2 protein-coding genes are annotated in these 15,330 nt (G+C 70.8%); both read left to right on the top strand.

From position 1 onward, the window contains the following. Positions 1–12: 12 nt before the first annotated feature. Complete coding sequence (locus ACFWI9_RS28180; protein WP_387166231.1) at positions 13–8,484, top strand: SDR family NAD(P)-dependent oxidoreductase; 8,472 nt, start codon at positions 13–15, stop codon at positions 8,482–8,484. 1 nt (position 8,485) lies between these two features. Beyond that, a partial coding sequence (locus tag ACFWI9_RS28185; protein ID WP_387166233.1) for a type I polyketide synthase occupies positions 8,486–15,330 on the top strand: 6,845 nt, incomplete at its 3' end.

Here is a 15,330-nt window from a genome sequence, read left to right on the forward strand (position 1 = left end):
GGACCCACTTCTGTGGTGGTCTCCGGAGACGAGGCAGCTGTTACGGAGCTGGTCGGCCATTTCGAGCGTACGACCCGGTTGAAGGTCTCCCACGCCTTCCACTCCCCGCTGATGGAGCCGATGCTCGCGGAGTTCCGGGGGGTGGCGTCCGGGCTGACCTATCACGAGCCGCGGATACCGGTTGTGTCTAACGTGACCGGACGCCTGGCCGACCCGACCGACCTGCAAGACCCCGAGTACTGGGTTCGGCACGTCCGCGAAACCGTCCGCTTCCACGACGGCATCCAGGCACTCGAGGAACAGGGCGTACGCACCCTCCTGGAGATCGGCCCGCAAGCAGTACTGGCCGGGCTGGGCGGCGGCGACCAGGCCGTGTTCCTCGCCGCACAACGCCGCGACCGACCCGAGACCAACCAACTCCTCACCGCTCTCGGTCAGATGCACGCCCTCGGTGTGGGAATCGACTGGACGGCGTTCTTCGCCGGACGCGGTGCCCGCACCGTGGACTTGCCGACGTACCCCTTCCAGCGCAAGCGCTACTGGGTGAACCCGGCTGTTCCGACCGGCGATCCGGCGTCCATCGGCCAGCGCACGATCCAACATCCGCTGCTCAGCGCCGTCGTTCCGCTAGCGGACTCCGACGGCATCGTCCTCACGGGCCGTCTCTCCCTGCGCACCCACCCCTGGCTGGCCGACCACACCGTCATGGGCACCGTGCTGCTGCCCGGCACCGGGTTCGTCGAACTGGCGGTCCGCGCGGGTGACGAGGTGGGATGCCCGTTCATCGAGGAACTGACCATCGAGGCCCCGCTGGTCTTCTCCCAGCGGGCAGGGACCATGCTCCAGGTCGTGGTGGGCCCGCCGGACGGTACGGCCGCCCGATCCGTGGCTGTCTACTCCCGCGACGAGGAGGACGATGCTGGTCCCTGGCTGCGTCACGCTGCGGGAGTCCTGGCCGTCGCGGAGACCCCCGCCGACAGGAACGACCGGGACGCGAACCGTGACGACGACCTGGTCGTCTGGCCTCCCGAGAACGCCTCGTCGCTCGACATCGACGGACTGTACGAGCGGCTGGTGGAGCAGGGCTTCGCCTACGGACCCGTCTTCCAGGGACTGCGGGCCGCCTGGCGGCGCGGCCGGGACCTCTTCGCGGAGATCGCCCTGCCCGCTGACACCTCGTCCGACGCCGCCGCCTTCGGTGTGCATCCCGCACTGCTGGACGCCGCGTTGCAGACCCGTTTCCTCGACGACGGCGGCTCCGACGGCAAGGGCATGGGGGAGACCTCCATCCCCTTCGCCTGGAACCGGGTCGCCCTGCACACGGCCGGGACAACCGCTGTCCGCGTCCGGGTCTCCCCGCACGGCGCGGGCCTGCGTATGACGGTCGCCGACCCGGCCGGTGCTCCCGTCGTCACCGTGCAGTCGCTGATCGCGCGGCCTGTCTCACCGGAACAGCTTCAGGCGTTCCGGGGCACCGAGGACTCCCTCTACCGCGTGGGCTGGGTGCCCGCGCCTGCGGTCGGGGGCGCCGCCGACGCGGGCGACGGCTTCACCGTGCTGCACCTTCCCGTACCTGAGCCTGCCGCCCAGCCGCCGGCCCAGGTCCGTGCGGCGACCCAGCACGTCCTGACCGCCCTCCAGCAGTGGCAGGGCCCCGGCCGTCTCGTCGTGGTCACCCGAGGCTCGGTCACAGTCCCCGACGCGCCGGACGGCGGGCACTCGGCGGCAACCGTCCTGGCGGCGGCGGCCGTCCGGGGACTGGTGCGTTCCGCGCAGGCCGAGAGTCCGGACCGGTTCGTCCTCGTCGACCTGGACGACGAGCCGGCATCGGAGGCCGCCCTGGCCGCCGCGGTCGCCACCGGGGAACCCGAAGTCGCGATCAGAGCCGGAGCGTTGAGCGTCCCGAGGCTGGAGGCGCTGTCCGCGATCCAGCCGGGTGCGGACGGAGCTCAGGTCAGCCCCTGGGATGCCGCCGGTACGGTGCTTGTCACGGGCGGTACCGGGGGGCTGGGGTCGCTGGTCGCCCGTCATCTGGTCAGCGAGCACGGTGTCCGTCATCTGCTGCTGATCAGCAGGAGCGGGATGGCCGCGGAGGGTGCGGCGGAGTTGGTGGCGGAGCTGTCCGCGGCCGGTGCCGAGGTGCGGGTCGAGGCGTGCGACGTCACCGACCGGGACGCGCTGGCCGGTCTGCTTGCCGCGATCCCCGCGGACCGCCCCCTCAGAGGCGTCGTGCACACCGCAGGTGTCGCCGACAACGGCGTCGTCGGGGCACTCACACCCGACCAACTGGACTACGTGCTCCGCCCGAAGGCAGACGCCGCCTGGCATCTGCATGAGCTCACCCGAGACCTGCCGCTCACCGCGTTCGTCCTCTTCTCCTCGTCGTCCTGCCTGGTCGACGGCCCCGGCCAGGGCAACTACGCCGCCGCTAACCTCTTCCTCAACACCCTCGCCGAGCAGCGCGTGGCAGCCGGTCTGCCCGCACACTCCATTGCCTGGGGGCTGTGGGGCGGTGAGCAGGGCATGATCCAACGGCTCAAGCGCGCCGACATCCTGCGCGTCAACCGCTGGGGCATGATCGAACTCGCCGTTGACGAAGGACTCCGGCTGTTCGATGCCGCCCTCGCCAGCGACACCCCGGTGCCCGTGGCGGTCCACCTCGAAAAGACGGCCATCCAGCACCGAGCCGAAGGCATCCCCGCCTTGTTCCGCGGCCTGGTCCGTGCCACGCCCGCTCACCGGCCCCTCTCCAACCGGCCCTCAGCCCGGGCCGGCACCGGGTCGGGCGACACACCCCTGGCCCAGCGACTGGCCGGGCTGCCCGACACGGAACGCGCGTCCGCCGTACTGCACTTGGTACGGTCCGAGGTCGCCGCCGTACTCGGCCACGAATCCGCCGACCTGATCGAATCCGAGCGCGCCTTCCAGGAACTGGGCTTCGACTCCCTCACCGCCGTCGAGCTGCGCAACCGGCTCCAGACCACGACCGGCCTGCGGATCCCGGCCACCGTGGTCTTCGACTACCCCAGCTCACGGGTCCTGGCCGACTTCCTCTTCGCCGAGGCGTCGGGCACCGGCCTCGACACGGCCGGCGCCTCGGCGACCGTACCCCCCGCCGAGACCGACGACGACCTCGTCGCCATCATCGGTATGGCCTGCCGATACCCCGGCGGCGTCACCGACCCGGAAGGACTCTGGCAGCTCGTCGCCGACGGAGTCGACGGCATCACCGCCGACCCGCCAACCGACCGCGGCTGGCGCCTCGAACGGCTCTACGATCCCGAGTTGAGCCGCCCCGAGACCACCTATGTGCTGGACGGTGGATTCCTCTACGACGCGGCCGAGTTCGACCCCGACTTCTTCGGTATCAGCCCGCGTGAGGCACACCGTCTCGACCCCCAGCTCCGCGTACTGCTGGAAGCCTCCTGGGAGGCTTTCGAACGCGCCGGTATCGCCCCCGGCACACTCAAGGGCAGTCCCACCGGCGTGTATGCAGGCCTCATGCACCACGACTACGTCACCAGTGCCATCCAGGGCAGCACCATCTCGGGCCGTGTCTCCTACACCCTCGGCCTGGAAGGGCCGTCGGTGACCGTCGACACGGCCTGTTCCTCCTCCCTGGTCGCCCTGCACTTCGCGGCTCAGGCGCTGCGCCGGGGCGAGTGCTCGCTGGCCCTGGCGGGTGGCGTCTCCGTGATGGCCACCCCGGACATGTTCACCGAGTTCAGCCGACAGGGAGCGTTGTCCCGCGACGGCCGCTGCAAGGCGTTCTCGGCCGCGGCCGACGGGACGAGCTGGGGCGAGGGCGTCGGTGTCCTCGTCCTGGAACGGCTCTCCGACGCGCGGCGCAACGGGCACCGGGTGTTGGCCGTCATCCGCGGTTCGGCGGTGAACCAGGACGGGGCCTCCAACGGCTTCACCGCCCCCAACGGCCCCTCCCAGCAACGTGTCATCCGCAAGGCCCTCGGCACCGCCGGCCTCGGCCCCGCCGACATCGACGCCGTGGAGGCCCACGGCACCGGAACCTCGCTCGGGGACCCGATCGAGGCCCAGGCACTGCTGGCCACCTACGGCCAGGGGCGCCCCGAGGGGCGGCCGTTGTGGTTGGGCTCGCTGAAGTCGAACCTCGGCCATACCCAGGCCGCGTCCGGCGTCGCCAGTGTGATCAAGATGGTGATGGCGATGCGGCACGGGGTCCTGCCCCGGACGCTGCACGCCGATGAGCCGTCGCCGCATGTGGACTGGTCGGCGGGCGAAGTGGAGCTGCTGACGGAGGCCCGCCCGTGGGAGCACAACGGGCATCCGCGCCGGGCCGGCGTCTCCTCCTTCGGCCTGAGCGGCACCAACGCCCACGTCATCCTCGAAGAGGCCCCGGATGCCGAAGAAGCCGTAGCCCCGGTCGAGCCGTCACGCGATGAACTTCCCGCTGTGCCGTGGGTGTTGTCGGCGCGTGGTGAGACGGCGTTGCGGGCGCAGGCGGAACAACTGGCCGCGCACGTGGCTGAGAGGTCGGATCTGTCGGTGCTGGATGTCGCCTTCTCGCTGGTCACAGCGCGGTCGGTGTTCGAGCACCGGGCGGTGGTGGTGGGGTCCGATCGTGAGGAACTGCTGCGTGGTCTGGCTGCTGTCGCCTCGGGTGGGCAGCCGGGTGGGACGTCGGTCCAGGGGAAGACAGCGTTCGTGTTTTCCGGACAGGGGAGTCAGCGGGTCGGTATGGGGCGGGAGCTGTACGAGGCTTTCCCGGTTTTCGCCCATGCCCTGGACGAGACGGTCGGGGTGCTTGGTCTGCCGTTGCGGGAGGTGATGTGGGAAGGCGGCGGTGCGCTGGACCGCACCGGGTATACCCAACCTGCCCTGTTCGCTTTTGAGGTGGCGCTGTTCCGGTTGCTGGAGTCGTGGGGGGTACGGCCGGACTTCGTGGCCGGGCACTCCATCGGCGAGCTGGTCGCCGCGCATGTCGCCGGTGTCCTGTCTCTTGAGGATGCGGCGGTGCTGGTCGCTGCCCGTGCCCGGTTGATGGACGCTCTTCCGACCGGCGGCGCGATGGTCGCCGTGCAGGCCACCGAGGAAGAGGTACGGCACCGTATCGCCGACCGTGACGACATGGCTGTAGCCGTGGCCGCTGTCAACGGACCCACCTCTGTGGTGGTCTCCGGAGACGAGGCAGCTGTCACCGAGCTGGCTGGGCACTTCGCACGCTCGACCCGGTTGAAGGTCTCCCACGCCTTCCACTCCCCGCTGATGGAGCCGATGCTTCGGGAGTTCCGGGAGGTGGCATCCGGGCTGACCTATCACGAGCCGCGGATACCGGTCGTGTCGAACGTGACCGGACACCTGGCCGACCCGGCCGACCTGCAAGACCCCGAGTACTGGGTCCGGCATGTCCGCGAAACCGTCCGCTTCCACGACGGCATCCAGGCACTCGAGGAACAGGGCGTACGCACCTTCCTGGAGATCGGCCCGCAGGCTGTGCTCTCTGGTCTGGGCGGCGGCGACCAGGCCGTGTTCCTCGCCGTGCAGCGCCGCGACCGACCCGAGATCAACCAACTCCTCACCACCCTGGGTGTCTTGCACACCCGAGGCGTCACCATCGACTGGACGGCGTTCTTCGCCGGACGCGGCGCCCGCACCGTCGACCTACCCACCTACCCCTTCCAACACCAGCGCTACTGGATGGACTCCGACAGTGGTGCTCCGGACGTGGAGCGGGCCGGTCTGGAGGTCGCCGGGCATCCGTTGCTGGGTGCGGTGGTGGGGCTGCCCGCAACCGGTGGGGTGGCGCTCACCGGGCGGTTGTCCCGTCAGGCACAACCGTGGCTGGCCGACCACGGAGTCCTGGGCACCGTACTGCTGCCCGGTACGGCCTTCGTCGAGATGGCGGTCCGGGCTGGTGACGAGGTGGGCTGCGGACTGCTGGAGGAACTGACCCTTCACGCACCGCTCCTGCTCCCGGAGCGCGGTGGCGCGGCTCTCCAGGTCACCGTCGACGGGCCGGACAGCGACGATCGTCGGTCCTTCCAGATCCACTCGCGCGCCGAGGGGGCGGACACCGACGGCGCATGGACGCTGCACGCCGAAGGCCTGCTCTCGGTCGACTCCGGCCAGGCCGGGGCATCGGGGATGGAGATCTGGCCGCCGGAAGGCGCCACACCCATCCCGCTGGACGGCTTCTACGAGCAGCTCGTCGACCACGGCTTCGCCTATGGCCCGGTCTTCCAGGCCGTCCGCGCGGTGTGGCGGCGCGGCGATGACCTCTTCGGCGAGGTGGCCCTTCCGGAACAGGCGGTGGGGGACGCGGCGGACTTCGGACTGCATCCGGCTCTGCTGGACGCCGTCCTGCACACCAAGTTCTTCCTGACCGGGCAGGGCGCAGACGCCGGTGACACCGGGCCGTCGATCCCCTTCGCCTGGAGTGGCGTACGGCTTCATGCTTCCGGCGCGTCCCTGCTGCGGATCAAGCTCACACCCGACAAGGACGACGCGGGGACTGTGCGGATCGTCACCGCTGACGGCGCGGGTGCCCCGGTGCTGTCCGTGGATTCGATGGTCACGCGCACGGTGACGTCCGACCGGCTCGCCGCCGGAGACGGCGCCGCCCAGGCAGCCCTGCACTCTTCCCTCTTCCGGGTCTCCTGGACTCCTGTGTCCCACGGACCGACCGCGGACGCCCCGACCCCGCCCGTGGAGATCCACGAGGTGGTCACCGACCTCACCGCCCCCGTCCCGGAGCGCGTACGCGCGGCCACCCACGCCGTGCTCGCGGCTCTCCAGTCCCGGGTGTTCGATGATGATGAGGAGTCGATCCGCTTGGTCGTGACCACGAAGGGTGCCGTCTCCGTCGGCGCGGGCGATCCGGTCACCGATCTGGCCGGTGCCGCGGTCTGGGGCATGGTGCGCTCGGCCCAGGCGGAGAGCCCCGGCCGGTTCGTGCTGGCCGACTTGGACGACGACCCCGCATCCGAGGCGGCCCTTGCCGTCGCCGTGGCTACCGGGGAGCCCCAACTGGCCGTCCGTGGCGGGCGGATCAGCGTCCCGCGACTGGCCCGTGTGACGGTCGAGGAGGCCGAGCCGCGCTCCGAAGCTCCCGAGCCGTGGCAGATCGGCCCGGGAACCGTGCTCGTCACGGGCGGTACCGGGGGACTGGGGTCGCTTGTCGCCCGTCACCTGGTCACCGAGCACGGCATCCGTCATCTACTGCTGACCAATCGGAGCGGGATGGCGGCGGAGGGCGCGGCGGAGTTGGTGGCGGAGCTGTCCGAGGCCGGTGCCGAGGTGCGGGTCGAGGCGTGTGACGTCGCCGACCGGGACGCGCTCGCGGAGCTGCTCGCCGGCATCGACCCGGGCCATCCGCTCACCGCCGTCGTGCACGCCGCCGGCGTCGCTGCCAATGGTGTCATCGGCGCTCTCACGCCTGAACAGGTTGACCACGTACTCGCAGCAAAGGTGGACGCGGCCTGGCATCTGCACGAGCTGACCCGCGAACACCCGCTGACCGCGTTCGTGCTCTACTCCTCGTCGTCCAGCGTCGTGGACGGCCCGGGTCAGGGGAACTACGCCGCGGCGAACCAGTTCCTCAGCGCACTCGCCGAGCACCGCGTCGCCGCGGGCCTGCCCGCCCACGCCCTGGCATGGGGCCTCTGGGACGAGCAGCGCGGCATGATCCAAGGGCTGACCACCACAGATGTCGAACGCACCCGCCGCTGGGGTATGACCGAACTCGCCCCCGCTGACGGCCTCGAACTGTTCGACCTGGCCACTCGCACGGGTCTGCCTGCCCTGGTGCCGGTGCACCTGGATCCCGTGGTGATCCGCGACCGGGTCGGCGGCGTGCCGCCCATGCTGCGGGACGTGGCCGCGACGGCACCGGGCCGCCGTACCGCCGTCCGCGCACGGGGCGGCAGTCGTACGGCGGCTACCGAAGGGCCAGGGCTGGCCGAACGGCTGGCCGGCCTCACCGACGCCGAACGGTCCCGCGCCGTGCTCGACCTGGTCCGCACCCACACCGCCGCCGTCCTCGGCCACAGCTCCGCCGAGGCCGTCGACCCGGACCGCTCGTTCCAGGCGATGGGCTTCGATTCCCTCGGCGGCGTCGAACTGCGCAATCGCCTCAAGGCCGCCACCGGCCTTCAGGTCCGCGCCACCGCGGTGTTCGACTATCCGAACCCCCGCGCGCTCGCGAGCTCCTTGGTCGCCGAACTCGCCCCCGCCGACACGGCTGCCGGAACCGGCACCGCCACCGAGGAACACGTCCGCAAGGCGCTCCAGGAGATCCCGCTCAAGCGGCTGCGCGACACCGGGCTCCTCGAAACGCTGCTGGAGCTCGCCGGGCTCGACCTCCCCAGCACCGCCGCCGGAGCCGACGGCGGAGAGGGCGCCTCCTTCGACGACATCCACGACATCGACGCCCTGGACACCGACAGCTTGATCAGCATGGCGCTCGACGGTGCGGCGCCCGGCTCCGGCGAAGACAGCCAGGAGGTATGACGTGACGACGACCGGCAACGAACAGAAGATCGTCGCGGCGCTCCGCTCGTCGGTCAAGGAGACGGAACGGCTTCGGGAACAGGTCCGCAAACTCACCACGGCCGCCCGGGAACCCATCGCCATCGTCGGCATCGGCTGCCGCTACCCCGGCGGTGTCACGGGCCCGGACGAGCTGTGGCGCCTCGTCGCCGAGGGCCGCGACGGCGTCTGCGGCTTCCCCGAGGACCGCGGCTGGGACACCGCACGGCTCTACGACCCGCAGTTGAGCCGCCCCGACACCAGTTATGTCCGCGAGGGCGGCTTCCTTTACGACGCTGCCGCCTTCGACCCGGAGTTCTTCGGCATCAGCCCGCGCGAGGCGCAGGCCATGGACCCCCAGCAGCGACTCCTGCTGGAGACCTCATGGGAGGCACTCGAACGGGCCGGCATTCCGCCCGCCGACCTCAGGGGCACACCGACCGGCGTGTTCGCCGGCGTGATGTACCACGACTACGCCATGAGCGGCATCTCCGGCAGCATCGTCTCCGGACGCGTGTCCTACACCCTGGGCCTGGAAGGCCCCTCGGTGACCGTGGACACCGCATGTTCATCGTCACTTGTCACGCTCCACCTGGCGGCCCAGGCGCTGCGGCAGAAGGAGTGCACGCTTGCTCTGGCCGGCGGCGTCGCCGTGATGTCCACCCCCGACATGTTCGTGGAGTTCAGCCGCCAGGGCGCCCTCTCCCGCTCAGGCCGCTGCCGATCCTTCGCCGCCGCCGCGGACGGAACCAGCTGGTCCGAGGGCGTCGGCATCCTCGTGCTGGAACGTCTCAGCGACGCCCGCCGCAACGGCCACGAGGTACTCGCCGTACTGCGCGGCTCGGCCGTCAACCAGGACGGTGCCAGCAACGGCCTCTCCGCGCCCAACGGCCCCGCCCAGGAGCGCGTCATCCGGCAGGCCCTCGCCAACGCCAGGGTGTCCGCCGACCAGATCGACACCGTGGAGGCCCACGGCACCGGCACCGTCCTTGGCGATCCGATCGAGGCCCAGGCACTGCTGGCCACCTACGGCAGGGACCGTTCGCCCGAACGCCCTCTGTGGTTGGGGTCGTTGAAGTCGAACATCGGGCATGCGCAGGCGGCGGCCGGTGTCGGCGGTGTGATCAAGATGGTGATGGCGATGCGGCACGGGGTCCTGCCCCGGACACTGCACGTGGACGAGCCTTCGCCGCATGTGGACTGGTCGGCGGGTGCGGTGGAACTCCTCACCGAGGCCCGCCCCTGGGACCGCGCGGGCCACCCCCGCCGCGCTGGCGTCTCATCTTTCGGCATGAGCGGCACCAACGCGCACGTCATCCTTGAAGAGGCTGTCGAGCCTGCGGAGGAGAGTGAAACCGCTGCTCCTGTTCTTCCCGCTGTGCCGTGGGTGTTGTCGGCGCGTGGTGAGACGGCGTTGCGGGCGCAGGCGGAACAACTGGCCGCGCACGTGGCTGAGAGGTCGGATCTGTCGGTGCTGGATGTCGCCTTCTCGTTGGTTACGGCGCGGTCGGTTTTCGAGCGCCGGGCGGTGGTGGTGGGGTCCGATCGTGAGGAACTGCTGCGTGGTCTGGCTGCTGTCGCCTCGGGTGAGCAGCCGGGTGGGACGCCGGTCCAGGGGAAGACGGCGTTCGTGTTTTCCGGACAGGGCAGTCAGCGGGTCGGTATGGGGCGGGAGCTGTACGACGCTTTCCCGGTCTTCGCCCATGCCCTGGACGAGACGGTCGGGGTGCTTGGTCTGCCGTTGCGGGAGGTGATGTGGGAGGGCGGCGGTGCGCTGGACCGCACCGGGTATACCCAACCGGCCCTGTTCGCCTTTGAGGTGGCGCTGTACCGGTTGCTGGAGTCGTGGGGGGTACGGCCGGACTTCGTGGCGGGGCACTCCATCGGTGAGTTGGTCGCCGCACATGTCGCCGGTGTCCTGTCCCTTGAGGATGCGGCCGTGTTGGTCGCTGCCCGTGCCCGGTTGATGGACGCTCTTCCGGCTGGTGGGGCGATGGTCGCCGTGCAGGCCACCGAGGAAGAGGTACGGCACCGTATCGCCGACCGTGACGACATGGCTGTAGCCGTGGCCGCTGTCAACGGACCCACCTCTGTGGTGGTCTCCGGAGACGAGGCAGCTGTCACCGAGCTGGCTGGGCACTTCGCACGCTCGACCCGGTTGAAGGTCTCCCACGCCTTCCACTCCCCGCTGATGGAGCCGATGCTTCGGGAGTTCCGGGGGGTGGCATCCGGGCTGACCTATCACGAGCCGCGGATACCGGTCGTGTCGAACGTGACCGGACGCCTGGCCGACCCGACCGACCTGCAAGATCCCGAGTACTGGGTCCGGCATGTCCGCGAAACCGTCCGCTTCCACGACGGCATCCAGGCCCTGGAGGAAGGGGGCGTACGCACCTTCCTGGAGATCGGCCCGCAGGCTGTGCTCTCAGGTCTGGGCGGCGGCGACCAGGCCGTGTTCCTCGCCGTGCAACGCCGCGACCGACCCGAGACCAACCAACTCCTCACGACCCTGAGTGACTTGCACACCCGAGGCGTCACCATCGACTGGACGGCGTTCTTCGCCGGACGCGGCGCCCGCACCGTCGACCTACCCACCTACCCCTTCCAACACCAGCGCTACTGGATGGACACGCCCGATGCCGCCGCCGACGTGTCCGCCGCCGGGCTGGACCCGGCCGGGCACCCTCTCCTGCGCGCCGCCGTGCGTCCGGCCGATTCCGAGCACGTGATCCTCACCGGACGGCTCTCTCTCCGTGCCCATCCCTGGCTGGCCGACCACGCCGTGGGAGGCACCGTCCTCTTCCCCGGCACCGGCTTCGTCGAGCTGGCGATCCGCGCCGGTGACGAGACAGGCTGCCCCGTAATAGAGGACCTCACCCTTGAGGAACCTCTGGTGCTCCCCGCGGGCGGCGGCGTGGTACTCCAGGTCATCGCCCGTGCCGACCGGGAATCGGTGGCCGAGGACGGGGCGTCGGGAGAGCGGCGGATCCTGGAGATCTACTCCCGTCCCGATGATCCCGCCGCCGAGGCGCCCTGGACCCGCCACGCCTCGGGAGTGCTGCGTCCCGCTGCCTCCCGCCCTCCCGAGGACTGCGGTGAACCCGCCGAGTGGCCGCCCGCCGATGCGGAACCGCTGCCGTTGGACGACGCCTACCACCTGCTCGCCGCCCAGGGGTTGGACTACGGGTCCGCGTTCCAGGGGCTGCGCTGCGTCTGGCGACGGGAGGGAGAACTCTTTGCCGAGGTCATCCTGCCCGACCATGTCGCCGATCAGGCCGGGGAGTTCGGCCTCCATCCGGCCATCCTCGACGCCGCCCTGCACCCGTTGGCCCTCGACGCCACCGACCACGGTGAGGCCGGGACCGAGGGCGGTCCGCGCCTGCCGTTCACGTGGAGCGGCGTGACTCTGCACGCCACGGGCGCCTCGGCCGTGCGGGTACACCTGAGGCCCACGGGACCCTCGACGGTTTCCATAGAGATCAGCGACGCCGAGGGCGCGCCGGTGGCCACGGTGGATTCTCTGGCCGCCCGCCCGGTCGTCCTCGGGGCGCAGCGCGCCATGAAGGCAGGGCCCGAAAACCTCTTCCGGCTGGACTGGGTCCCCGTCCAGCTTGCCACCGAGGGCGATACGGCATCTGTGACCGGGCCGGTCACCAGAAGCGGGGCGGCGTTCGTGGCGGATCTTCTCACGGTCCGCTCCGCTGCCGACCTCGTCGCGGCCGGGGAAGCAGTCGGGGAAGAAACCGGCGTGATCGTGCTGGACTGCGCCCCTGAAGACGACACCGGCCGCCCGGCCGCCGAGGCCGTCCACCGGCTCACCCACCAGGTCCTGGACATCCTCAAGGCCTGGCTGGCCGACGACCGCTTCCGGACGACCACACTCGTCGTCGCCACCCGAGGCGCCATGGCCCGCCAAGGCGAGGAACACGTCACCGACCCGGCTGGCGCCGCCGTCTGGGGCCTGGTCCGCTCCACGCAGATCGAGAACCCCGGCCGCATCGTCCTGGCCGACCTGGACGGTCACCCCGACTCCGCCGCGCTGCTCCCCACCCTCGTGACCCCGTCCGAACCCGAACTGCTGATCCGTGCCGGCACCCCGTACGGCGCCCGGCTCGCCCGGTTCCGCATCGAAGGCCGACAGCGGGGCACCGGAACCGTCGAGAACACCCCGGTCTTCGACCCCGACGGCACGGTGCTCATCACCGGCGCCACCGGCGCGCTCGGCGCCCTCGTCGCCCGGCACCTGGTCACCGCCCACGGCGTCCGGCACCTGTTGCTCGTCAGCCGCCGCGGTTCGGCCGCCCCCGGAGCCACCGACCTCCACGACCGGCTCACCGCGCTCGGCGCCCACGTCCGCCTCGCCGCGTGCGACGCGGCGGACCCCGAAGCACTTGCCGCTCTGCTGGCGGACATCCCGGACGAGCACCCCCTGCGCGGTGTCATCCATGCCGCCGGTGTGCTGGACGACGGAGTGATCTCCTCCCTGGACGCCGCCCGTCTCGAGCGCGTGCTGCGCCCCAAGGCGGATGCCGCATGGCACCTGCACCGGCTCACCAGCGACCTGCCGCTCACCGCCTTCGTGCTGTTCTCCTCCGTAGCCGGCACCTTCGGCGCGCCCGGCCAAGCCAACTACGCGTCCGCCAACGCCTACCTGGACGCTTTGGCCCACCACCGTTCCGCCCTTGGACTGCCCGCCTGCTCACTCGCCTGGGGGCCTTGGGCCATCGACCGCGAGGCGGAGACGGGCATGGCAGGCGGCCTCGGCGACCTCGACCGTTCCCGTCTCACCCGCTCCGGCCTCCTGCCGCTCACCGCTGACGACGGCCTCACGCTGTTCGACACGGCCGCTGACGCCCCTGCCGCGGCATTGCTGGCGACACGGCTCGACCAGAACGCCGTACGCGCGCAGACCGGACCGGACGACGCACTCCCGGCCCTTTTCCACGGCCTGGCGGACACCACCGCCACCCGGCGCCGCTCCGCAGCTGACCGCACCCGAGGCGCGGCGGGCTTCGCCGAACGCCTGGCTCGCCTGAGCGAAGGCGAACGCCACGCTGCCGTAGCCGAGTTGATCCGCGTCCAGGCCTCCGCCGTACTCGGCTACGCCTCCGGTACGCAGGTGGATACAGGCCGTCCCTTCCAGGATCTCGGCTTCGACTCCCTCACCGCTGTGGAGTTCCGCAACGGTCTGGCCTCGGCCACCGGCCTACGGCTCCCGGCGACGCTCGTCTTCGACTACCCCGACATCGGCGCTCTGGCCCGACACCTACTCGACCAGCTCACCGAACTCGGCGAACTCGGCGAACTCGGCGAACGACCGGCCAGCACCACACCCGCGAACACCCGACGTCGGCAGACCCGGACGGACGATGAACCGCTCGCCATCATCGGGATCGGCTGCCGCTATCCGGGCGGCGTCACCGGCCCGGACGACCTGTGGCGCCTGGTCGTGGAGGGCATCGACGGCATATCCGGCTTCCCCACCGACCGTCACTGGGACACCCGGAGCCTTTACGACCCGGGCAGCACCCGGCCGCACACCACCTACGTCAAGGAAGGCGGCTTCCTCCACGGGGCCGCTGAGTTCGACCCCGACTTCTTCGGCATCAGCCCGCGCGAGGCCGAGGAGATGGACCCACAGCAGCGGCAACTCCTCGAAACTGCTTGGGAGGCCCTGGAACACGCAGGTATCCGTCCGGCCGGCCTGAAGGGCAGCCCAACCGGTGTCTTCGCCGGCGTCATGTACCACGACTACCCGACCGGTGCCAGCGCGGGCAGCATCATCTCCGGCCGCGTCTCCTACACACTGGGCCTGGAGGGCCCGGCCGTCTCCATCGACACCGCCTGCTCCTCGTCCCTCGTCGCCCTCCACCTGGCCGGCCAGGCACTACGACAGGACGAATGCTCCCTGGCCCTCGTCGGCGGCGTGACCGTCATGGCCACCCCCGACACGTTCGTGGAGTTCAGCCGTCAGCGCGGACTCTCCCCCGACGGGCGGTGCAAGGCGTTCTCGGCGACGGCGGATGGGACCGGTTGGTCCGAGGGTGTGGGTGTGCTGGTTCTGGAGCGTCTGTCGGACGCGCGGCGCAACGGGCACCGGGTGTTGGCGGTGGTGCGTGGTTCGGCGGTGAACCAGGACGGTGCGTCGAATGGGCTGACCGCGCCGAACGGCCCGTCGCAGCAGCGGGTGATCCGGAAGGCGTTGGCATCAGCCGGACTGACGGCCGCGGATGTGGATGCCGTGGAGGCACACGGGACCGGGACGACGCTCGGGGATCCGATCGAGGCCCAGGCGCTGCTGGCCACCTACGGCAGGGATCGTTCGCCCGAACGCCCTTTGTGGATGGGGTCGTTGAAGTCGAACATAGGGCATGCGCAGGCGGCGGCCGGTGTCGGCGGTGTGATCAAGATGGTGATGGCGATGCGGCACGGGGTCCTGCCCCGGACACTGCACGTGGACGAGCCGTCGCCGCATGTGGACTGGTCGGCGGGCGCGGTGGAACTCCTCACCGAGGCCCGCCCGTGGGAGTACAACGGCCGCCCGCGTCGAGCCGCGGTCTCCGCCTTCGGCATCAGCGGCACCAACGCCCACGTCATCCTCGAGGAACCGCCCACAAGCCCGTCCGGACAGACACGACCGCACCAGGAGTCGCCGCTCCCCGCCACGCCCTGGGTACTGTCCGCGAGGTCCGAGGCCGCGCTGCAAGCCCAGGCGGAGCGGTTGGCCGAGAGTGTGGCTGAGAGGTCGGATCTGTCGGTGCTGGATGTCGCCTTCTCGCTGGTAGCGGCGCGGTCGGTGTTCGAGCACCGGGCGGTGGTGGTGGGGTC

This window comes from Streptomyces sp. NPDC127084 (genome assembly GCF_042724175.1).
In the GTDB taxonomy this organism is placed as follows: Bacteria; Actinomycetota; Actinomycetes; order Streptomycetales; family Streptomycetaceae; genus Streptomyces.